1 pseudogene is annotated in these 25498 nt (G+C 70.5%); it reads left to right on the forward strand.

Annotated elements, in window-relative coordinates:
• Positions 1-92 precede the first annotated feature (92 nt).
• Positions 93-25483: pseudogene (locus OV427_RS50720) on the forward strand (amino acid adenylation domain-containing protein); the annotation flags it as partial.
• Positions 25484-25498 lie beyond the last annotated feature (15 nt).

Raw genomic sequence — 25498 nt, forward strand, 5'->3', positions numbered from 1 at the left:
TTCGCGTTCAAGCCGGATTGGCTGGTGTCGCTTGCAGTGGAGCAGACGCCCCGACGCCGGCATGCGCGACTCCCTGGAATACGCATAGCCCTATGGCGCTGACCCCAGATCAGAAGCGCGCGCGGCTCGCGGAGCTGCTGCGCGAGAAGAGCCGTCAGTCTCGTCGTGCGCCGGTGTCCTTCGCGCAAGAGCGGATGTGGTTCCAGGAGCGGCTCAACCCGGGCAGCGCCGCCTTCAACGTCCCCATCGCCGTGCGCCTGTCCGGCGAGCTGAACGTCGACGCCCTCCGCCGCGCACTCCAGGAGCTGGTGCAGCGCCACGAGGCCCTGCGCACCACCTTCGTGGAGCAGGACGGGCGCGTGGCCCAGCACATCGCCGCCTCCGTCGACGTCGCCCTGCCCGTCGTGGACGTGACGGACGTCACGGCCCCGGAGCGCGAGGCCGAGGCCTGGCACCGCCTGCACCTCCAGGCGCAACAGCCCTTCGACGTGGAGAAGGGCCCGCTGCTGCGCACGGTGCTCTACCGCTGGGGCCCCAGCGAGCACCTGCTGCTCGTCGACGTGCACCACATCGTCTCCGACGGCTGGTCCCTGGGCGTGCTGGTGAAGGAGCTGAGCGCGCTCTACCCCGCGCTCGCCGCGGGTCAGCCTTCCCCGCTGCCCCCGCTGCGCATGCAGTACGCCGAGTTCGCCACCTGGCAGCGTGACTGGCTCAAGGGTGAAACGCTGGATGCGCAGCTCGCGTACTGGCGCAAGCAGCTCGACCCCAACGCCGTGCTGGAGCTGCCCACCGACAAGCCGCGCCCCTCCATCGCCAGCACGCGCGGCGCACGCCTGACGGTGATGCTGCCCCCCGCGCTGCTCCAGTCCCTCAAGGACCTGGCCCGGCGCGAGGGCCGCACCCTCTTCCCGCTGTTGCTCGCCGCGTTCCAGGTGTTGCTGTCGCGCTACAGCGGACAGGACGACGTCGTCGTCGGCACCCCGGTGGCGGGCCGCAACCGCTCCGAGCTCGAAGACCTCATCGGACTGTTCGTCAACACGCTCGCCCTGCGCGCGGACCTGTCCGGCGACCCGACCTTCCTGGAGCTGATGACGCGGGTGCATGAGACGTCGCTGGGCGCCTTCGCGCACCAGGACATGCCCTTCGAGAAGCTGGTGGAGGCACTCCAGCCGGAGCGCAGCCTGAGCACCGCGCCGCTCTACCAGGTCAGCTTCACGCTGCAGAACGCGCCCCTGCCTCCACTACAGGTGCCCGGCATGCGGCTGGAGGCGCAGCCGGTGGACAGCGGCACCAGTCAGGCGGACCTGTCGTTCTTCGCCGCCGAGCTGTCGCAGGGCCTGCGCCTCGTCATGCTGTACCGCACGGACCTCTTCGTGGAGTCCACGGTGCGGCGGCTGATAGGGCACTTCCAGACGCTGCTGGAGGGCATCGTCGCGCACCCGGAAGCGCGCCTGTCCGAGCTGCCGCTGATGGACGACGCCGAGCGCCAGCGCGTGCTGGTGGAGTGGAACGGCAAGCGCATGCCCTTCCCGGACGGCGTCACCGTCCACGCGTGCATCGAGGCCCAGACCCGAAGCACTCCCGAGGCCACCGCCCTCCTCTACGGCGACACGTCGCTCACGTTTGGCGAGCTGGACGCGCGCGCCAACCAGCTCGCCTGGCACCTGCGCTCGCTGGACATCGGCCCTGAGACGCTGGTCGGTATCCACCTGGAGCGCTCCGTGGAGCTCGTCGTCGCCATGCTCGGCGTGCTCAAGGCTGGCGGCGCCTTCGTCCCCCTGGACCCCGGCTATCCGGCGGACCGGCTGGGCTACATGCTCGAAGACTCGGCCGCCCGGGTGGTCATCACCCTGAAGCCCCTGGCGGACAAGCTGCCCTCGCGCGGCGAGCAATTCGTGCTCATGGACGCGGACGCGGCACTGCTCGCGCGGCAGCCCCGCACGCCGCCCGCTTCTTCTGGCGTGTTGGCCGAGAACCTCGCCTACGTCATCTACACGTCCGGCAGCACCGGGCGTCCCAAGGGCGTGGCGGTGGCGCACCGGGGCATGCCCAACCTCGCGCTGGCCGAGGCGCGCACCATGGACATCGGGCCCGGCACCCGCGTCCTCCAGTTCGCCTCCCCCAGCTTCGACGCCGCCATCGCCGAGGTCTTCGACACCCTCCTCGTCGGCGGCACGCTGTACCTCCCGTCGAGCGAGGAGCGGATGCCCGGCCCCGCGCTGGCGGAGATGCTGCGCACCCGTCGAATCAACGTCGCCACGCTGCCGCCCACCGCGCTCGCCATCCTGGAGCCCGAGGGCCTGGAGTGCCTGCACACCATCGTCTCCGCGGGCGAGGCGTGCTCTGCGGAGCTGGTGTCGAAGTGGGCCCCGGGGCGCCGTTTCGTCAACGCCTATGGCCCCACCGAGGCCACCGTGTGCGCCTCCATGGCCACCTGCGCGCCCGACGGCCAGAAACCCTCCATCGGCGAGCCCCTGGCCAACTTTCGCCTCTACATCCTCGACGCGCACCTGCGCCCGGTGCCCACCGGCGTGCCCGGGGAGCTGTTCATCGGCGGCGTGGGTCTGGCCCGCGGCTACCTCGGCCGTCCGGAGCTCACCGCCGAGCGCTTCATCCCGGACGCCTTCAGCGGCGTGCCCGGGGAGCGCCTCTACCGCACCGGCGACAAGGTGCGGTGGCTGGCCAACGGCGAGCTGGACTACCTGGGCCGCATCGACTTCCAGGTGAAGCTGCGTGGCTTCCGCATCGAGCTGGGCGAAGTCGAGTCCGCCCTGCGCGCCCACCCGTCCGTCGAGGACGCAGTGGCCGTGGTGCGCACGGACGGCCCTTCCGGTTCGCGCCTCGTGGCCTACGTCGTCTCTTCAGCGGAGCAGGAGGGCCCACCGCCGGAGCTGCGCGCCTTCCTCACCGAGCGGCTGCCCGAGTTCATGGTGCCCTCGGCCTTCGTCGTCCTGAAGGCCCTGCCGCTGACGCCCAACGGCAAGGTGAACCGCAAGGCCCTGCCCGCGCCGGACGCAACGGACCTGCAGCGCCGGGAGTATGTGGCTCCGAGGACGCCGCTGGAGGAGCGGGTCGCGGCAGTCTTCTCCGAGGTGCTGGGCGTGCCGCGCGTGGGCGCCACCGACAACTTCTTCGAGATGGGGGGACACTCGCTGCTGGCCACGCAGGTCGTCTCCCGGCTGAACGCCGCGTTCCGCGTGAGCCTGGCACTGCGTGAGCTGTTCCAGGCCCCCACGGTGGAAGCCCTCGCCGGGCGAGTCGACATCGCTACCCGGGCGGGAGCGGTCGCCGCGGCCCCGCCCCTCGTGCGCGTGTCCCGCGAGCAGAAGCTGCCTCTCTCGTACTCGCAGCAGCGCGTGTGGTTCCTGTACCAGCTCGAGCCCGACAGCACCGCCTTCAACATCCCCGTCATGCTGGAGCTGTCCGGCACGCTGGACGTGGAGGCCCTGCGCCGCAGCCTGGAAGCCCAGGTTCACCGCCACGAAGCCCTGCGCACCACCTTCCGGGGCGAGACCGACGGCCCCGTGCAGGTCGTCCACCCGCCCGCCCCGCTGGTGCTGCCCCTCATCGACCTCAGCGACCTCCCGCCCGAGCAGCGGAAGGAGGAGACGCGGCGCCGCGCCTCCGCCGAGTCCCAGTGCCCGTTCGACCTGCACACCGGCCCGCTGCTGCGCGCCTCACTGCTGAAGGTGGACGAGCGCGAGCACCTGCTGCTGCTGACGATGCACCACATCATCTCCGACGGCTGGTCCGCGAGCGTCCTGGTGCGGGAGCTGAGTGCGCTCTACCCGGCCTTCATCGCCGGACGACCCTCCCCCCTGCCCGAGCTGCCGTTGCAGTACGCGGACTACGCGGCGTGGCAGCGGAAGTGGCTGGACGGGGCGGAACTGGAGCAGCAGCTCACCTGGTGGCGGAGCCAGCTCGACGGCGCGCCGCAGGATTTGGAGCTGCCCACCGACAGGCCACGCAACTCCGACCCCAAGCCCCCGGGCATCCGGGCGCCCCTGGTGCTGCCGCACGCGCTGGCCCGCGCGGTGGAGACGTTCTGCAACCGTGAAGGTGTCACGCCCTTCATGCTCCTGCTCTCCGCCTTCCAGGTGCTGCTGTCGCGCTACTCGGGGCAGGACGACATCTCCGTCGGCACGCCGGTGGCCGGCCGCAACCAGGCCGAGCTGGAGGGGCTCGTCGGCTTCTTCCTCAACACCCTGGTGATGCGCACCCGCCTGGACGGCGACCCTACCGTGCGCGAGCTGCTCGGCCGCGTGCGCGACATGGCCCTGGGCGCGTATGCGCACCAGAACCTGCCCTTCGAGCAGCTGCGGCCCATGCGTGATTTGCACCAGGCGCCGCCGTTCCGGGTGATGTTCATCCTCCAGAACACGCCTCGTTCGGACCTGTCGCTCCCCGGACTGACGATGCGCAGCCTCCCGCTGGAGGACTACACCGCCAAGTTCGACCTGACGCTGACGCTGACGCGCACGAACGAGGGCTTCGTCGGCGACCTGGAATATCGCGCCGACCTCTTCGACGCCTCCACGACGGAGCGCATGGTGCGCCACCTGCACACGCTGGTGGAGGCCATGGTGGCCGATGCAGGCCGCCGCCTGTCCTCGCTGTCCATGCTCTCCAGCGAGGAGCGTCAGCGCATCCTCGGGGACTGGAGCGCCAACCCCGCGCCCTTCCCGGACGTGTGCCTGCACTCGCTCTTCGAGGACCAGGTGCGCCGCGCGCCCGACGCGCTCGCCGCCTCCTTCGAGGGACAGCACCTCACCTACGCTCAGCTCGATGCGAAGGCCAACCAGCTCGCCCACGCCCTGCGCCGCCAGGGCGTCGGGCCCGAGGTGCGCGTCGCGCTCAGTGTGGAGCGCTCGCTGGACATCGTCGTGGGCCTCTTCGGCATCCTCAAGGCCGGCGGCGCCTGGGTGCCCGTGGATCCGCTCCTGCCCCGTGAGCGCCTAGCCTTCATGCTGGAGGACAGCGGCGCGGTGATGCTGGTGACGCAGGCTCCGCTGCTGGAGCGCTTCCCCGCGTCGTTCCACGCGCGCGCGCTGTGCCTGGACACCGGGAGGGAGTCGCTGTCGCGCGAGAGCACCGAGGCACCGGTGACGGGCGTGGCGCCGTATCACCTGGCCTACCTGCTCTACACCTCCGGCAGCACCGGCACGCCCAAGGGCACCGCCGTGGAGCACCGCAGCGTGGCCAACCTCGTCACCCAGGAGAAGGGCGTCTACGAGATTGGCCCGGGCAGCCGCGTGTTGCAGTTCGCCAGCCTCTCCTTCGACCTGTCGGTGGAGGAAATCTTCACCACCCTGTGCTCCGGAGGCGCGCTGGTGCTGGCGCCCATGGAGAAGCTGATGCCGGGCGCGCCGCTGCAGAAGCTGATGCGCGACGAGGCACTCACCGTCATCAGCGTCACCCCGGCCACGCTGGCGGCCACGCCCGCCGAAGGCTACCCCGCCCTGCGCACCGTCATCTCCGGCGGTGAGGCCGTCTCCGCCGAGGTGGTGGGCCGCTGGGCACCGGGCCGCACGTTCCACAACGGCTACGGCCCCACGGAGACGACGGTGGTGGCCACGCTGGCCATCTGCAAGCCGGACGGGAGCGCGCCCACCATCGGCCGCCCCATGGGCAACATGCTCACGTACGTGCTGGACGCGCGCGGCGAGCCGGTGCCCGTGGGCGTGAAGGGCGAGCTTTACGTGGGTGGCGTCGGCGTGGCGCGAGGCTACGCGGGCCGGCCGGCCCTCACGGCCGAGCGTTTCCTGCCGGACCCGTTCTCCGGAGTGCCCGGCGCCCGGCTCTACCGCACCGGCGACGTGGTGCGCTGGCTGGCCAATGGCGAGCTGGACTACCTCGGCCGCGCCGACGCCCAGGTCAAGGTGCGCGGCTTCCGCATCGAGCTGGGCGAGGTGGAGTCCGCGCTGGCGAAGCTGCCCGCCGTACGCGAGACCGTGGTGGTGGTGCGCGAGGACGGCCCCGGTGGCAAACGCCTCGTGGGCTACGTGGTCGCACACGAGGGCGTCCAGGTTGAAGGGGCCACGCTGCGCGCGGCCCTCAAGGAGGCCCTGCCGGAGTACATGGTGCCCTCCGCCGTGGTGGTGCTGCCGGCGCTGCCGCTCACGTCCAACGGCAAGGTGGACCGCAAGGCCCTGCCCGCCCCGGACTTCGCGAGCGACGCGAAGGACCATGTCGCTCCCCGTACGCCCACCGAGCAGCGCCTCGCGGAGCAGTGGTGCCAGCTCCTCGGCCTCGAGCGCGCGGGCGCTACCGACAACTTCTTCGACCTCGGCGGCCACTCCCTGCTGGCCACCCAGGCCATCAGTCGCATCCGCGCTGCCTTCGGCGTGGAGTTGCCCCTGCGCGACCTGTTCGTGGCCCCCACCCTCGAAGGAGTGGCGCGACTGATTGATGCCGCCGTCGCGGGAGGCAGTACACCCGCGGCGCCCCGGCAGCGCGAGGCCCTCGCACTGTCACTGCCGATCCTCCCCCTGGAGGAAGTCGCCGCACGGGAGAAGGCGCGGCCTCCTCCCGAGACGCAGGCCGTGCTCTCCGCCGAGGAGCGCCAGCGGGTGCTGGTGGAGTGGAACGACACCGCCACCGAGTACCCCCGCGGCTCCACCCTGCCCGAGGTCTTCACGCGAGTCGTGGAGCGGTACGGCGACAAGGTCGCCGTCGAGTTCGGCGACTCGAAGCTCACCTACCGGCAGCTCGATGAGCGGGCCAACCCACTCGCCTGGCACCTTCGCGGCCTGGGCGTTTCCACCGACTCCCGCGTGGCCCTCGCCGTGGACCGCTCGCTGGAGCTGGTGGTGGCGCTGGTCGCCATCCTCAAGGCCGGTGGTGCGTACGTGCCGCTGGACTCGTCGTACCCGCGTGAGCGCCTTGCCGCCATGCTGGAGGACTCCGCCCCGAGCGTGCTCGTCACCACGCGCGCGCTGCTGCCGAAGCTGCCCGCCCAGGGCCTCGCAACGGTGGTGCTGGAGGACGTGGCGCTCTCCGGCCTCCCCTCCCACGCGCCGCCCTCCACGGCCCTGCCCGACAGCCTCGCCTACATCGACTTCACCTCCGGCTCCACCGGCAGGCCCAAGGGCGTCGGCACCCTCCAGTCCGCCGTGCTGCGCACCGTCTTCGGCAACGACTACGCCCACCTCGGGCCGGACGAAACCTTCCTCCTCCTCGCCCCCATCTCCTTCGACGCCTCCACCCTGGAGCTCTGGGGTCCGCTGCTTCATGGCGCACGGCTGGCCCTCTTCCCGCCCCACTCCCCCTCGGACGTCTTCGAGCTGGAGCAGGTGCTGCAAAAGCACGCCGTCACCACCCTTCACCTCACCGCCGGCCTCTTCACCCAGGTGGTGGACAGCAACCTCTCCGCCCTGCGCAACGTGAAGCAGCTCCTCACCGGCGGCGACGTCGTCAGCGCCCCCCATGTCCGCCGCGTGCTGGAAGGAATGTTCATTCCGGTGACGGCCTGCTACGGCCCCACCGAGGGCACCCTCTTCACCTCCTGCCACCGCATGACGGACGTCGCCCACGTGGGCTCCTCCGTCCCCATCGGCCGGCCCATCGGCAACACCCAGGTGTACGTTCTCGACGCCTCCGGCCACCCCGTGGCCCCGGGCGCCATTGGCGAGCTGTTCATCGGCGGCGACGGCCTCGCCCGCGGCTACGTGGGCCAGCCCTCCCTCACCGCCGAGCGCTTCGTCCCCAACCCCTTCTCCTCCGTCCCCGGCTCACGCCTCTACCGCACCGGAGATTTGGCCCGTTGGCGGCAGGACGGCGTGCTGGAGTTCCTCGGCCGCGCCGACGCCCAGGTGAAGGTGCGCGGCTACCGCATCGAGTTGGCCGAAGTGGAAGCGGCCCTGCTCGCCTTCCCCGACGTGCGCGAGGCCGTCGTGGTAGCGCGCGAGGACTCCCCCGGCGACAAGCGCCTCGTCGGCTACGTCGTCGCGACCCCTTCGCTGGACATGCACGCACTGCGCTCGGCCCTCAAGGAGCGGCTCCCCGAGTACATGGTGCCCTCCGTCCTGGGACGCCTGGACGCACTACCTCTCACCGCCAACGGCAAGGTGGACCGCAAGGCGCTCCCGGCTCCCTCGGCCTTCCAGGACCGCGTCACCACCCGCGCGCCCCGCACCGACTGCGAGCGCGAATTGGCGGCGCTCTGGGCCCGCGTCCTCCATCTCGACACGGTCGGCGCCGAGGATGACTTCTTCGAGCTGGGCGGTCACTCACTGACGGCCACGCAGGTGCTCTCACGCATCCGCCAGCACTTCGGCGTGGAGTTCTCGTTCCGCGACTTCTTCGCCGCCCCCACCATCGCGGCCCTGGCGGAACGCATCGAGGCGCAGGCGGGCACGCGGACCTCCACCTCCCAGCCCCTGCTCCGTCCTCGCAAGGACGGTGGCCCCCTGCCGCTCTCCTTCGCGCAGCAGCGCCTGTGGTTCTTCGCGAAGCTCGACCCCGAGAGCGCCGCCTACAACCTCCCCTTCGCCGTGCGCCTGGAGGGTGCGCTCGACGTGCCCGCGCTCGCCACCAGCCTGCGTGAGCTGCTCCAGCGCCACGAGTCCCTGCGCACCACCTTCCACGAGCACGAGCACCAGCCCGTGCAGGTCATCGACGATGGGGCCGTGCTGCCCGCGGGATGGGTGGACCTGGGGGCCCTGCCCGAGGACGAGCGCGAGGCCTCGCTGCGGCACGCCTTGGAGCACGAGGCCGGCCAGCCCTTCAACCTGGAGACGGGCCCGCTCTGGCGCGTCCTCCTGGTGCGCCTGTCGGCGGAGCAGCACGTGCTGCTGCTCACCCTCCACCACGTCATCGCGGACGGCTGGTCCATGGGCGTGCTCGTCCAGGAGCTCGCCACGCTCTACACGGCCCACGCCGAGGGCCGCCCCGCGCGCCTGGAGCCGCTGCCGGTGCAGTACGCCGACTTCGCCCTGTGGCAGCGCGACTGGCTGCGCGACGAAGCGCTGGAGGCCCAGCTCGGCTGGTGGCGCGAGCAACTCCAAGGCGCGCCCCGAGCCCTCGCACTACCCACCGACAAGCCGCGTCCCACGACACAGTCGACTCGCGGCGCCGGACACCCGTTCCACTTCCCGCGCGAGCTGTCGGAGGCGCTCGAAGCACTGTGCCGCCAGGAAGGGGCCACACCGTCCATGGTGGTGCTCGCCACCTTCCAGGCGCTGCTGGCCCGCTACTCCGGCCAGGACGATGTCACCATCGGCATGCCCATCGCCGGCCGCACGCACGCGGAGCTCGAGGGCCTCATCGGCTTCTTCGTCAACACGCTGGTGCTTCGCACGAAGCTGGATGGAGACCCCAGCTTCCGCGTGCTGCTCGGCCGCGTGCGGGACATGACGCTCGGCGCCTATGCCCACCAGGACGTGCCCTTCGAGAAGCTCGTCGAAGCGCTGCGCCCCGAGCGCGAGGCAGGACGCACTCCGCTCTTCCAGGTCATGCTCGCGTTCCAGAACGCGCCCATGCCGGAGATGATGGGCGCGGGGATGAAACTCAGTCCCCTCATGGCCGAGCACCGCACCGCGAAGTTCGACCTCACCCTGGCCCTCACCGACCGGGGCGACGGACTCAGGGGGCAGCTCGAGTACAGCACCGACCTGTTCAACGCGACCACCGCAGCGCGGATGGTGGGGCACCTGCGCGCGCTGCTGGAAGGCGCGCTGGCGAATCCGGACCGCCCGCTCTCTCGCGTGTCCTTCCTCACCGAAGACGAGCGGCACCTGCTGTTCCACGCCTGGAAGGCGCCAGACGCGGGCACGGCCGCGGACGCCAGCCTGCACCGGCTCGTCCAGGAGCAGGCCCGCCTGACGCCCGACACAGTGGCCGCGGAGCATGACGGCCAGACACTCACCTGGCGTGAGCTGTACCAGCGCGCCCGCGAGGTCTACCGCGCCCTGCTCGCGCGCGGGCTGGCGGAGCTGCCACCTCCTCCTCCGCTCGTGCCCGTGCCGCGCACGGGGCCGCTGCCGCTGTCCTTCGCCCAGCAGCGACTGTGGTTCATCGACCAGCTCGAGCCCGGCAGCTCCGCGTACAGCATCCCCATCGCACTGCGCGTCCAGGGGGCGCTGGATACCGAGGCCCTGCGCCGGAGCCTCGAAGCCCTCGTGCACCGTCACGAGTCCCTGCGCACCACCTTCCGGGAGGACGCGGGGAGCGCGGTCCAGTTCATCTCGCCGCCCGCTGACCTGGGACTCGAGGTCGTCGACCTGCGCTCCGTCGCCGCCGAGCAGCGTGAGTCGGAGGCGCATCGGCTCGTGTCCGCCGAGGCGATGAAGCCCTTCGACCTCGCCTCGGGCCCGCTGCTGCGCGCCTCGTTGCTGGTGCTCGATGCACGGGAGCACGTGCTGCTGCTGACGGTGCACCACATCGTCTCGGATGGTTGGTCCACCGGCGTGCTGGTGGGGGAGTTGGTCTCCTTCTACGCGGCCTTCGCCTCGGGCCAGCCGCCCCACCTGGCGGCCCTGCCCATCCAGTACGCGGACTTCGCCGCGTGGCAGCGTGCGTGGCTGCAGGACGAGGTCCTCCAGAGCCAGGTCGACTACTGGAAGCAGCAGCTCTCGGGTGCGCCCGCGCTGCTGGAGCTGGCCACCGACAGGCCTCGCCCCGCCGTCCAGTCCCAGCGGGGCGCCTTGCTTCCCGTCCAGTTGTCGCCTTCGCTGGACGCGCCGCTCGCCGCCTTCTGCCAGCGCGAGGGCGTGACGCCCTTCATGGCCCTGCTGGCTGTGTGGCAGGTGTTGCTGGCGCGCTACGCCGGGCAGGAGGACGTCAGCGTCGGCTCGCCCACGCGGGACGAACCCGCGAGGAGACCGAGGGACTCATCGGCCTCTTCGTCAACACGCTGGTGCTGCGCTCGCGCGTGCGGCCTCGGGCCACCTTCCGCGAGCTGGTTGCGCAGGTGCGCACCACCACGCTGGCCGCGTACGAGCACCAGCATGTTCCCTTCGAGAAGCTCGTGGAGGAGCTGCAGCCGCAGCGGAGCCTCAGCCACTCGCCCCTCTTCCAGGTCATGCTGGTGGTCAACAACGCCCCCACGGCCGCGGTGTCGCTGCCGGGACTGTCCTTCGTCGGGCTGGAGCGTGAGAGCGAAGCAACGAAGTTCGACCTGAGCCTGTCGCTGGGACAGACGCGAGAGGGACTGTCCGGAACGCTGAGCTACCGCACGGACCTGTTCGAGCGGAGCACCATCTCCCGGATGGTGGAACACCTGAGCACGCTCCTGGAGGCCGCGGTCTCCACGCCGGATGCGCGCGTGGGTGAGTTGCCCCTGCAGCCCGCGTCCGAGCGCCAGCAGGTGCTGGTGCGCTGGAATGACACGCGCCAGGAGGCCAGCTGGGACGGCGCGCTGCACGAGCGCTTCGAAATGCAGGCTGCGCGTACGCCTGACGCCGTCGCGGTGCTCGATGACTCCGCTTCGCTGTCCTTCTCACAGGTCAACCGCCGCGCCAACCAGCTTGCCCGCTGGCTGCGCTCCCGCGGTGTCGGCCCCGAGGTGCGCGTCGCCCTCTGCATGGAGCGCGGCGTCGACATGGTGGTTGCGGTCCTCGCCATCCTCAAGGCCGGTGGTGCCTACGTCCCCATGGACCCCGCCTACCCCCGCGAGCGCCTGGCCTTCATGCTCCAGGACTGCGGCGCACGGCTCGCCCTCACCCAGCGCCACCTGAAGCCGCAGCTCGAAGGCGCTTCCGTGGAAGCGATGTCTCTGGACGACGCTTCCACCACGCAGACGCTCTCGCGCGAGTCCGGGGCCAACCCGCCTCGCGTCACCTCGCCCGAGCACCTCGCCTACGTCATCTACACCTCCGGCTCCACCGGCCGCCCCAAGGGCGTCATGGTTCAGCACTCCTCCGTGATGAACCTGCGCGCCGCACTGGCCTCGGCTGTGTATGCCGGAGCCGAAGGCGCGCTGCGCGTCAGCCTCAACGCGCCTCTCGCCTTCGACGCCTCCGTGAAGCAGCTCATCCAGGTGGCCGACGGCCATGCCCTCTGCGTCGTGCCCCAGGCCGCACGTGAGGACGTCTCGCTGCTCAAGGCGTGGGTGGAGAAGCACCAGCTCGACGTCCTCGACTGCTCACCCTCCCACCTGCGCCTGCTGCTGGAAGAGGGCCTCGCGGCTTCCAGGCCGCTGCGCGTGCTGGTGGGCGGCGAGGCCGTGGACGAAGCCCTCTGGGCAAAGCTATCCGCCCACCCCTTCATCCACTGCTTCAACGTCTACGGCCCCACCGAGTGCACCGTCGACACCACCGCTCGCGCCATTCGCGGCGCCTCCAGGCCCACCCTGGGCGGCCCGCTCGCCAACGTGCAGGTGTATGTCCTCGACGAGCGCATGCAGCCGGTGCCCACCGGCGTCCCCGGGGAGCTCTTCATCGGCGGCGCGGGTGTCGCTCGTGGCTACCTCGGCAGGCCCGAGCTCTCCGCCGAGAAGTTCGTTCCGGACCCGTTCGGCGCAGCGGCCGGTGGCCGCCTCTACCGCACCGGCGACAAGGTGCGCTGGCTCGCCAATGGCGAGCTCGACTACCTGGGCCGCATCGACTTCCAGGTGAAGCTGCGCGGCTTCCGGATTGAATTGGGCGAAATCGAAGCCGCCCTGGAGCAGGAGCCCACCGTCAGTCGCGCCGTCGTGCTTGCTCGCGAGGACGTGCCCGGCAACCCGCGCCTCGTCGCCTACCTCGTCACGCCCGAGGGCCGCACTCTCGACACGGCCGGGCTGCGCACCTCGCTGCTCCGCTCGCTGCCCGAGTACATGGTGCCTTCCGCCTTTGTCTTCCTGGCGGCACTGCCCCTCAACACCCACGGAAAGGTCGACCGCAAGGCCCTGCCCGCACCCGAGGCGGAAGTCAGCGCCTCCTTCGTCGCACCGCGCACCCCCACCGAGACTCAGCTCGCCTCCATCTGGGCCGAGGTTCTTCATCTGCAAGCGGTCGGCGTCACCGACGACTTCTTCTCCCTCGGCGGCCACTCCCTTCTGGCCACCCAGGTCATCTCCCGCGTCCGCAAGGCCTTCGAAGTAGAGCTGCCCATCCGTGCCCTCTTCGAGGCGCCCACCGTCGCCGCCCTCGCCGAGCGCATCGTTTCAGCGAGTGGCTCCAGCCGGGGAACGGCGCCCGCGCTCGTCCCCGTGCCGCGCACCGAACCGCTGCCGCTGTCCTTCGCCCAGCAGCGCCTCTGGTTCCTCGACCAACTCCAGCCCGGCAGCGCGTTCTACAGCATGCCCGCCTTCGTGCGCATGGAGGGGCCGCTCAATGCAGACGCTCTTCGCAGCGCTCTCTCGGAGCTGGCCAGCCGCCACGAGGCCCTGCGCACCACCTTCACTCAGCAGCGAGACCAGCCGCTTCAGCGCATCGCCGCGCACGGCGAGCTGCCGCTGGACGTCGTGGACCTCAGCGGCCTGGAGCCTCAGGCCGCCCGCGCCGACCTGGAGCGACGGCTGCGAGAGGAAGCCCTCCGTCCCTTCAACCTCGCCACCGGCCCCCTGGTGCGTGCGCAGTTGCTGAAGCTGGGCGCCACTGAACACGTGCTCGCCCTCAACATGCACCACATCGTCTCGGACGGCTGGTCCATGGGCGTGCTGGTGCGTGAAGTCGCCGACCTCTACGAAGCCTTCGTTCAGGGCCGGCCCTCGCCCCTGTCGCCCCTGCCCATCCAGTACGCCGACTACGCCGTCTGGCAGCGCCAGTGGCTCCAGGGCGAAGTGCTCGACGCACAGCTCGGTTTCTGGAAGCAGCGCCTCTCCGGCCTCACCACGCTGGAGCTGCCCACCGACAAGCCCCGCCCACCCGTCCAGACGTTCAACGGCGCCCACCTGCCCGTGGTCCTGTCTCGCTCGACGTCCGAGGCACTCGAGGCGCTCTGCCGGCAGGAGGGCGCCACGCCCTTCATGGCGCTGCTTGCCGCCTTCCAGGTGCTGCTGTCGCGCTACTCAGGCCAGCCGGACATCGCCGTCGGCTCGCCCATCGCCGGCCGCCAGCGGGGTGAGCTGGAGCGCCTCATCGGCTTCTTCGTCAACACGCTGGTGCTGCGCTCTCACGTGGAGGACGGCGCCTCCTTCGTCCACCTGCTGCGCCAGGTGAAGGAGTCTTCGCTGGGCGCCTTCGCCCATCAGGACGTGCCGTTCGAGCGCCTGGTGGAGGAGCTCCAGCCCACTCGCGACATGAGCCGCAGCCCGCTCTTCCAGGTCATCTTCTCTCTGCAGAACACGCCCACGGCCTCGGCCCAGGGTAGGGGACTGGTGCTGAGCGCGGTGGAGGTGGACAACCCCATCTCCAAGTTCGAGCTGCAGCTCACCTTGTCGGAGTCCGTGGACGGCTACCAGGGTGCGCTGAGCTACAACACCGACCTGTTCGAGCACACCACCGCGCTGCGCATGGCGAGCCACTTCCAGGTGCTGGTGGAAGCCCTTGTCGCTCGGCCCGAAGTGCCGCTCACGGCGGTCTCCCTGTTGTCCGCGGTGGAACGCCGGCAGGTGCTGGTGGAGTGGAACGCCACCGCCACCGAGTACCCGCGCGGCGCCACGCTGGCCGAGGTCTTCGCGCAGGTCGTCTCCCGCTTCCCCGACAAGGTCGCCGTCGAGTTCGGCGACTCGCGCCTCACCTACCGCCAGCTCGATGAGCGCTCCAACCCGCTCGCCTGGCATCTGCGCGGCCTGGGTGTGTCCGCGGACTCGCGCGTGGGCATTGCGCTGGACCGCTCGCTGGAGCTCATCGTCTCCCTCGTTGCCATCCTCAAGGCTGGCGGCGCCTACGTCCCGCTGGACCCGAGCTACCCGCGCGAGCGCCTCGCCGCCATGGTGGAGGATGCCCGTCCCGGCGTCCTCGTCACGTCGCGTGAGCTGCTGGCGAAGCTGCCCACGGAGGGCCTGTCCACCGTGGTGCTGGGAGACGTGTCGCTCGCGGGTCGGCCGACGTCAGCACCTCCGCTGACCGCGCTGCCCCAGAGCCTCGCGTACATCGACTTCACCTCCGGCTCCACCGGCCGGCCCAAGGGCGTCGGCACTCCGCAGGCCGCCGTGCTTCGCACCGTCTTCGGCGTCGACTACGCGCACCTCGGACCGGATGAGACCTTCCTCCTCATCGCGCCCGTTTCCTTCGACGCTTCCACCCTGGAGCTGTGGGCTCCGCTGCTCCATGGCGCGCGGCTCGTCGTCTTCCCGCCCCACTCGCCTTCCGACCTGAAGGAGCTGGAGTCGGTGCTGGTGAAGCACGGCGTCACCACGCTTCACCTCACCGCCGGTCTCTTCACCCAGGTGGTGGACCACAACCTCGCCGCACTGAGGAACGTGAAGCAGCTCCTCACCGGTGGCGATGTGGTCAGCGCCTCGCATGTGCGCCGCGTCCTCGAAGAGCTGCGCATCCCCGTCACGGCCTGCTACGGCCCCACCGAGAGCACCCTCTTCGCCTCCACGCATCGCATGACGGACGCGTCCCGGGTGGGCACCTCCGTGCCCATCGGCCGTCCCATCGGCAATACACAGGTGTACCTGCTGGATGCCTCCGGTCAGCCCGTGCCCGTCGGCGTCGTGGGCGAGCTGTTCATCGGTGGCGACGGCGTGGCCCGGGGCTACGTCGAGCAGCCCGCCCTCACCGCCGAGCGCTTCATCCCCGACTCCTTCTCCGGCGTGCCTGGCGCCCGCCTCTACCGCACGGGGGACCTCGCCCGCTGGCGCAACGACGGCGTGCTGGAGTTCCTCGGCCGCGCCGACGCTCAGGTGAAGGTGCGCGGCTACCGCATCGAGCTCGCAGAAGTCGAGGCCGCCCTGCTCGCCTTCCCCGATGTGGCCCAGGCCGTGGCCCTGGTGCGTGAGGACGTGCCCGGAGACAAGCGGCTCGTCGGCTACGTCGCCGCGCCCGAGTCCCTCGATACGGCCGCGCTGCGTGCCTCGCTCAAGCAGCGACTGCCCGAGTACATGGTGCCCTCCGCCCTGGTGCGGCTGGATGCCCTGCCCCTCACGGCCAACGCCAAGGTCGACCGCAAGGCCCTGCCCGCTCCCGACTCCGAGCTGATGTCGTCCGCCGCGACGTATGTCGCCCCACGCAACGCCAGCGAGGAGAAGCTGGCCGAGCTGTTCGCGGCCGTCCTGCACCTGCAGAAGGTGAGCGTCACGGGCAACTTCTTCGAGCTGGGCGGCCACTCGCTGCTGGCCACACAGCTCGTCTCCCGCATCCGCTCCGCGCTGGGTGTGGAGCTGCCCTTGCGCGCCTTCTTCGAGACGCCCACCGTGGCAGCGCTCGCCGAGCGCATCAGCTCCGAGGGAGCCTCCGTCCAGGGGACGGTGCCTGCGATCGTCCCGGTGCCGCGCACGGAGCCACTGCCGCTGTCCTTCGCCCAGCAGCGCCTGTGGTTCCTCGACCAGCTCGAGCCGGGCAGCGCCTCCTACAGCATGCCCACCTTCGTGCGCATGGAGGGGGCGCTCGACGCGGACGCCCTGCGCCGTGCCCTCGCGGAGCTGGCAAGCCGCCACGAAGCCCTGCGCACCACCTTCACCCAGCAGGGAGACCAGCCGCTCCAGCTCATCGCCCCTCATGGTGAGCTGCCGCTGGAGCTCGTGGATCTCAGCGGCCTGGAAGCCCCGGCCGCCCACGCCGCGCTGGAGCGACAGCTGCGCGAGGAAGCCCTCCGGCCCTTCGACCTCTCCACCGGTCCGCTGGTGCGCGCACGGTTGCTGAAGCTGAGCGCCACCGAGCACGTGCTGGCACTCAACCTCCACCACATCGTCTCGGACGGCTGGTCCATGGGCGTGCTGGTGCGTGAAGTCACCGCCCTCTACGAGGCTTTTGCCCAGGGCCGGCCCTCGCCCCTCCCGCCCCTGCCCATCCAGTACGCCGACTACGCCGTCTGGCAGCGCCAGTGGCTCCAGGGCGCCGTGCTGGAGGAGCAACTCGGCTATTGGAAGCAGCAGCTCTCTGGCGCCTCCACCCTGGAGCTCCCCACCGACAAGCCCCGCCCGCCCGTGCAGACCTTCAACGGCTCGCACGTGCCCGTCTCGCTGTCGCTCGCCACTTCGGAGCAGCTCAAGGCGCTCGGCCAGAAAGAGGGCGCCACGCCCTTCATGGCGTTGCTCGCCGCCTTCCAGGTGCTCCTCTCCCGCTACTCCAGACAGCAGGACATTTCCGTCGGCTCGCCCATCGCCGGCCGCCAGCGCGGCGAACTGGAAGGCCTCATCGGCTTCTTCGTCAACACGCTGGTGATGCGCGCGCAGGTGGAAGACGACGCGTCCTTCGTCCACCTGCTGCACCAGGTGAAGGAGTCCTCGCTGGGCGCCTACGCCCACCAGGACGTGCCCTTCGAGCGGCTGGTGGAGGCGGTGCAGTCCGCCCGCGACCTGAGCCGCAGCCCGCTCTTCCAGGTCCTCTTCGCCCTGCAGAACGCGCCCATGCCCGCGGTGAGGCAACAGGGCCTGTCGCTGAGCACGGTGGAGGTGGACAACCCCATCTCCAAGTTCGAGCTGCAGCTCAACCTCGCGGAGACGCCGGACGGCTACCAGGGCTCGCTGGGCTACAACACCGACCTCTTCGAGCACGCCACCGCGCTACGCATGGCGAGCCACTTCCAGGTCCTGGTGGAGGCAATCGCCTCGAGGCCCGAGGCGTCTCTCGGTTCGTTCTCCCTGCTGTCCTCCATGGAGCGCCGGCAGGTGCTGGTGGAGTGGAACGCTACCGCCGCCGAGTACCCGCGCGGCTCCACCCTGGCGGGGGTCTTCTCGCAGGTCGTCGCCCGTCATGCCGACAAGATCGCCGTCGAGTTCGGCGACGCGAAGCTCACCTACCGTCAACTCGATGAGCGCGCCAACCTGCTCGCCTGGCATCTGCGTGGGCTGGGCGTGTCCACCGACTCCCGCGTGGCGATTGCGCTGGACCGCTCGCTGGAGCTCATCGTCTCCCTCGTCGCCATCCTCAAGGCCGGTGGCGCCTACGTGCCGCTCGACCCCTCGTATCCGCGCGAGCGTCTCGCCGCCATGGTGGAGGATGCGCGTCCGAGCGTCCTCGTAACCTCCCGTGAGCTGCTGGCGAAGCTGCCGGTGGAGGGCCTGTCCACCGTGGTGCTGGAAGACGTGTCGCTCGCGGGTCGGCCGACGTCAGCACCTCCGCTGACCGCGCTGCCCCAGAGCCTCGCGTACATCGACTTCACCTCTGGCTCCACCGGCCGGCCCAAGGGTGTCGGCACTCCGCAGGCCGCCGTGCTGCGCACCATCTTCGGCGTCGACTACGCGCACCTCGGACCAGATGAGACCTTCCTCCTCATCGCGCCCGTTTCCTTCGACGCTTCCACCCTGGAGCTATGGGCTCCGCTGCTCCATGGCGCGCGGCTCGTCGTCTTCCCGCCCCACTCGCCTTCCGACCTGAAGGAGCTGGAGTCGGTGCTGGTGAAGCACGGCGTCACCACACTGCATCTCACCGCCGGCCTCTTCACCCAGGTGGTGGACCACAACTTCCCCGCCCTGCGCAACGTGAGGCAGTTGCTCACCGGTGGCGACGTGGTCAGCGCGCCTCATGTCCGCCGTGTCCTCGAAGAGCTGCGCATTCCGGTGACGGCTTGCTACGGCCCGACGGAAACCACGCTCTTCGCGTCGACCCACCGAATGACCTCGGTGGAGCACGTCGGCACGTCCGTGCCCATCGGCAAGCCCATCGGCAATACACGGGTGTACCTGCTGGATGCCTCCGGTCAGCCCGTGCCCGTCGGCGTCGTGGGCGAGTTGTTCATCGGTGGCGACGGCGTGGCCCGGGGCTACGTCGAGCAGCCCGCCCTCACCGCCGAGCACTTCGTCCCCGACTCCTTCTCCGGCGTGCCCGGCGCCCGCCTCTACCGCACGGGCGACATGGCCCGCTGGCGCAACGACGGCGTGCTGGAGTTCCTCGGCCGCGCCGACGCTCAGGTGAAGGTGCGCGGCTACCGCATCGAGCTGGCAGAAGTCGAAGCCGCCCTGCTCGCCTTCCCCGACGTGGCCCAGGCCGTGGCCCTGGTGCGTGAGGACGTCCCCGGCGACAAGCGTCTTGTCGGCTACGTCGCCGCTCCCGAGTCCCTCGATACGGCCGCGCTGCGTGCCTCGCTCAAGCAGCGACTGCCCGAGTACATGGTGCCCTCCGCCCTGGTGCGGCTGGATGCCCTGCCCCTCACGGCCAACGCCAAGGTCGACCGCAAGGCCCTGCCCGCTCCCGACTCCGCGCTGATGTCGTCCACCGAGGCGTACGTCGCCCCGCGCAACGCCACCGAGGCGAAACTGGCCGAGCTGTTCGCGGCCGTCCTGCGCGTGCCCCAGGTGAGCGTCACGGGCAACTTCTTCGAGCTGGGCGGCCACTCGCTGCTGGCCACGCAGCTCGTCTCCCGCATCCGCTCCGCGCTGGGCAGGGAACTGCCCCTTCGCATCCTCTTCGAAGCCCCCACCGTCGCGGGCCTCTCGGAGCGAATCCTCTCCGCGAGTGGCTCCACTCCGGGAGCGGCGCCCGCGATCGTTCCGGTGCCGCGCACCGAGCCTCTGCCGCTCTCCTTCGCGCAGCAGCGCCTGTGGTTCATCGACCAGCTCGACCCGAGTGGCGCCTCCTACAGCATGCCCACCTTCGTGCGCATGGAGGGGGCGCTCGACGCGAACGCCCTGCGCCGTGCCCTCGCGGAGCTGGCGAGCCGCCACGAAGCCCTGCGCACCACCTTCACCCAGCGGGAGAATCAACCCCTTCAGCTCATCTCCCCTCACGGCGACCTGCCGCTGGACTTCGTCGACCTCAGTTCCCTGGAGCCCCAGGCCGCCCACGCCGAGCTGGAGCGACAACTGCGCGCCGAGATGCTCCGGCCCTTCAACCTCGCCACCGGCCCCCTGGTGCGTGCGCAGTTGCTGAAGCTGGGCGCCACTGAACACGTGCTCGCCCTCAACATGCACCACATCGTCTCGGACGGCTGGTCCATGGGCGTGCTGGTGCGTGAAGTCGCCGCCCTCTACGAAGCCTTCGCCCAGGGCCGGCCCTCGCCCCTGTCGCCCCTGCCCATCCAGTACGCCGACTACGCCGTCTGGCAGCGCCAGTGGCTCCAGGGTGAAGTGCTCGACGCGCAGCTCGGCTACTGGAAGCAGCAGCTCTCCGGCCTCACCACGCTGGAGCTGCCCACCGACAAGCCCCGCCCGCCCGTCCAGACGTTCAACGGTGCCCACCTCCCGGTGGCCCTGTCGCGCTCGGCGTCCGAGGCACTCAAGGTGCTCAGCCGGCAAGCAGGCGCCACGCCCTTCATGGCGCTGCTTGCCTCATTCCAGGTGTTGCTGTCGCGCTACTCCGGCCAGCAGGACATCTCCGTCGGCTCGCCCATCGCGGGCCGTCAGCGTGGAGAGCTGGAAGGCCTCATCGGCTTCTTCGTCAACACACTGGTGCTGCGCTCCCACGTGGAGGACGGCGCGTCCTTCCTCCACCTGCTGCGGCAGGTGAAGGAGTCCTCGTTGGGCGCCTTCGCCCATCAGGACGTGCCCTTCGAGCGCCTGGTGGAGGCAGTGCAGCCCACGCGTGACATGAGCCGCAGCCCGCTCTTCCAGGTCATCTTCTCCCTGCAGAACGCGCCCACGGCCTCGGCCCAGGGCAGGGGGCTGGTACTGAGCGCGGTGGAGGTGGACAACCCCACGACCAAGTTCGAGCTGCAGCTCAACCTCGCGGAGACTCCGGACGGCTACCAGGGCGCTCTGAGCTACAACACCGACCTCTTCGAACACGCCACCGCCCTGCGCATGGCTGGCCACTTCCAGGTCCTGGTGGAGGCGCTCGCCTCACGGCCCGAGGCGCCGCTCGCCTCCGTCTCCATGCTGTCTCCGGTGGAGCGCCAGCAGGTGCTGCGCGACTGGAGCACCAAGGGCTCCGACCATCCGCGTGAGTCCACGATGCCCGAGGTCTTCTCGCAGGTCGTGGCCCGCTTCCCGGACCACATCGCCGTCGAGTTCGGCTCCTCGCGCCTCACCTACCGCCAGCTCGATGAGCGCTCCAACCAGCTCGCGCACCACCTGCGCCGGCTGGGCGTGGGTACCGACTCCCGCGTCGCGCTCGCCGTCGAGCGCTCGCTGGAGCTCATCGTCTCCCTCGTCGCCATCCTCAAGGCCGGCGGCGCCTACGTGCCGTTGGACCCGTCCTACCCGCGCGAGCGGCTGGCCGGCATGGTGGAGGACACGACTGCCCAGGCCCTCATCACCACCCGCGCCAATCTCTCCAAGCTGCCTGCTGACGGACTCTCCACTGTCGTGCTGGAGGACGCCGCACTCGACTCCGAGCCGACGCAGGCGCTGTCCCTCGCGGCCCTGCCCGAGTCACTGGCCTATGTGGACTTCACCTCTGGCTCCACCGGCCGTCCCAAGGGCGTGGGCACCACCCACCGCGGCGTGCTGCGCACCCTCCTCGGTGCCGACTACGCCCGCTTCGCGTCCGACGAGGTCCTCCTCCAGTTCGCGCCCATCCACTTCGACGCTTCCACCTTCGAAATCTGGGCCGCGCTGCTGCACGGCGCTCGCCTCGTCGTCATGCCTCCTCAGGCCGCATCCCTGGAGGAGTTGGGCCACGTCATCCAGACTTCGGGCGTCACCACGCTGTGGGCCACCATTGGCCTGTTCACCCAATTGGTGGACAACCCGCCCCCGGGCCTGACCGCGGGCACGGTGAAGCACGTCATGACGGGCGGCGACATCGTGTCGCCTGCCCACGTGCGCCGCGCCGTGGACGTCCTGCGCCTGCCCGTCACCTCCTTCTACGGCCCCACCGAGACCACCGTCTTCGCCACGTCCTATCCGGTGACTCGCCCGGAGCAGGTCGGTACCACCGTGCCCATCGGCGGGCCCATCGGCGGCACCCGGCTGTACGTACTGGACGCTCACGGCCAGCCCGTCCCCGTCGGTGTCGTGGGTGAGCTGTTCATCGGCGGCGACGGCGTGGCCCGGGGCTACCTCGGCCAGCCCGCGCTCACCGCAGAGCGCTTCATCCCCGACGCCTTCGGTGACGCGCCTGGTGCCCGCCTCTACCGCACCGGAGACCTCGTCCGCTGGCGCGATGACGGCGTGCTGGACTTCGTCGGCCGCGCCGACGCCCAGGTGAAGCTGCGCGGCTTCCGCATCGAACTGGGTGAAGTCGAAACGGCCCTGCGCGCGCACCCGGACGTCACCCAGGCCGTGGCCCTGGTGCGCGAGGACGTCCCTGGAGACAGGCGGCTCGTCGGCTACGTCGCCGCGCCCGAGTCGCTCGACCTGGCCGCGCTGCGCACCTCGCTCAAGCAGCGGCTGCCCGAGTACATGGTGCCCTCCGCCCTGGTGCGCCTGGACGCCGTGCCCCTCACACGCAACGGCAAGCTGGACCGCAAGGCCCTGCCCGTCCCCGATGCGGCACAACTGGCCTCAGCCGGGACCTACGTCGCGCCCTCCAGCCCCACCGAGATTGCGCTCGCGGCGCTCTGGGCCGACGTCCTGCGCGTCTCGCGCGTGGGCGCGTCCGACAACTTCTTCGAGCTGGGTGGCCACTCCCTGCTGGCCACACAGGTCATTTCCCGCATCCGCGCCACCTTTGGCGTGGAGTTGCCCTTGCGCGCCCTCTTCGAGGCGCCCACCATCGCCGCCCTCGCCACGCGCATCGAGGCCGGTCGGCTCAAGGGGCCATCACGCCAGGCGCCCGAGCTCGTCGCCAGGTCTCGCGAGGGTGCGCTGCCCGTGTCCTTCGCACAGCAGCGCCTCTGGTTCCTCGACCAGCTCGAGCCCGGCAGCGCCTCCTACAACATGCCCATCTTCGTGCGCATGGACGGTGTGCTCGACATCGCGGCCCTGCAGCGGGGCTTCGATGAGCTGGTGCGACGTCACGAGGCCCTGCGCACCACCTTCACCCAGCAGGAGGGCCAGCCCCTCCAGCTCATCGCACCCACGGGCCACCTGCCCCTGGAGACGACGGACCTCAGCGGCCTGGAGCCGCAAGCCGCCCACGCCGAGCTGGAACGACGGCTGCGCGCCGAGCTGCTCCGGCCCTTCAACCTCGCCACCGGCCCGCTGGTGCGTGCGCAACTGCTGAAGCTGGGCGCCACCGAGCACGTGCTCGCCCTCGACATGCACCACATCGTCTCGGACGGCTGGTCCCTGGGCGTGCTGGTGCGGGAAGTGGCGGCCCTCTACGACGCCTTCTCGCACGGCCGGCCTTCGCCCCTGCCGCCCCTGCCCATCCAGTACGCCGACTACGCCGCCTGGCAGCGCCAGTGGCTCCAGGGCGCCGTGCTGGAGGAGCAGCTCGACTATTGGAAGCAGCAGCTCTCTGGAGCGTCCGCCCTGGAGCTGCCCACCGACAAGCCCCGCCCGCCCGTGCAGACCTTCAACGGCTCGCACGTGCCCGTCTCGCTGTCGCCCGCCACCTCGGAGCAGCTCAAGGCACTCAGCCAGCAGGAGGGCGCCACGCCCTTCATGGCCCTGCTCGCCGCCTTCCAGGTACTCCTCTCCCGCTACTCCAGGCAGCAGGACATCACCGTCGGCTCGCCCATCGCCGGCCGTCAGCGCGGAGAGCTGGAAGGCCTCATCGGCTTCTTCGTCAACACCCTGGTGCTGCGCACAAACGTGGAGGACGGCGCGTCCTTCCTCCAGTTGCTCCGTCAGGTGAAGGAGTCCTCGCTGGGTGCCTTCGCCCACCAGGACGTGCCCTTCGAGCGGCTGGTGGAGGAGCTGCAGCCCACGCGTGACATGAGCCGCAGCCCGCTCTTCCAGGTCATCTTCTCCCTGCAGAACACGCCCGCGGCCTCGGCCCAGGGCAAGGGGTTGGCGCTTCGTCCGCTGGAAGTCGACAACCCCACCATCAAGTTCGAGCTGCAGCTCACCCTCTCGGAGACGCCGGACGGCTACCAGGGCTCTCTGGGCTACAACACCGACCTCTTCGAGCACACCACCGCGCTACGCATGGCGAGCCACTTCCAGGTCCTGGTGGAGGCGCTCGCCGCACGGCCCGAAGTGCTCGTCTCTTCGGCCTCCCTGCTGTCCGTGGCGGAACGCCGGCAGGTGTTGGGAGACTGGAGCGCCCGGGCTTCGGACTACCCGCGTGAGGCCACGCTGCCCGAGGTCTTCTCGCAGGTGGTCGCCCGCTTCCCGGACCACATCGCCGTCGAGTTCGGCTCCTCGCGCCTCACCTACCGCCAGCTCGACGAGCGTTCCAATCAGCTCGCGCACCACCTGCGCCGACTCGGTGTGGGCGCGGATACGTGCGTTGCCCTCGCCGTCGAGCGCTCGCTGGAGCTCATCGTCTCCCTCGTCGCCATCCTCAAGGCCGGCGGCGCCTACGTCCCGCTCGACCCGTCCTACCCGCGCGAGCGACTGGCCGGCATGGTGGAGGACACGTCGCCACGGGCCCTCATCACCACGCGGGCCTTCCTCTCCAAGCTGCCTTCCGACGGGCTCTCCATCGTCGTGTTGGAGGATGCCGCGCTCGCCTCCGAGCCGACGCATGCGCCGACACCCGTCGCCCTGCCCGATTCGCTGGCCTACGTGGATTTCACCTCCGGCTCCACCGGCAGGCCCAAGGGCGTGGGCACCACCCACCGCGGAGTGCTTCGCACCCTCCTCGGCGCCGACTACGCCCGCTTCGGCCCCGATGAGACGCTGCTGCAACTGGCCCCCATCTCCTTCGACGCCTCCACCTTCGAAATCTGGGGTGCGCTGTTGCATGGCGCCCGCCTCGTCGTCATGCCTCCCCAGATTCCTTCTCTGGAGGAGCTGGGCCAGGTGCTCCTCGATTCGAAGGTGACGACGCTCTGGCTGACCGCCGGCCTCTTCACCCAGGTCGTGGAGTCCCACCTCCAGTCCTTGGGCCCGGTGAAGCAGCTCCTCACTGGTGGCGACGTGGTGCCCCCCGCGCACGCGCGCCGCGTGCTCGAAGCGCTGGGCATCTCCCTCACCAACGCCTACGGCCCCACCGAGACCACCGTCTTCGCCTCCTGCTTCCGCATGACGGACCCGACCCAGGTCGGCACCTCCGTGCCCATTGGCCGGCCCATCGGCAGCACGCGCCTGTACGTGCTCGACGCTCACGGCCAGCCCGTGCCCGTGGGTGTCGTCGGGGAGTTGTTCATCGGCGGAGACGGACTGGCTCGTGGCTACATCGGCCAGCCCTCGCTCACCGCCGAGCGCTTCGTCCCCGACGCCTTCAGCGACGTCCCCGGCGCACGCCTCTACCGCACCGGCGACCTGGTCCGCTGGACGGGTGACGGCGTGCTGGACTTCGTCGGCCGCGCCGATTCCCAGGTGAAGCTGCGCGGCTTCCGTGTGGAGCTGGGTGAAGTCGAAGCCGCCCTGCTCACCCACCCCGACATCGCCCAGGCCGTGGCGCTGGTGCGCGAGGACGCCCCCGGTGACAAGCGCCTCGTCGGCTACGTCGTCGCTCCCGAGTCGATGGACGCGGCTGCCCTGCGCGCCTGGCTCAAGCAGCGGCTGCCCGAGCACATGGTGCCCTCCGCGCTGGTGCGGCTGGATGCCCTGCCGCTCACCGCCAACGGCAAGCTGGACCGCAAGGCCCTGCCC

It is taken from the genome of Pyxidicoccus sp. MSG2, from assembly GCF_026626705.1.
GTDB lineage: Bacteria > Myxococcota > Myxococcia > Myxococcales > Myxococcaceae > Myxococcus.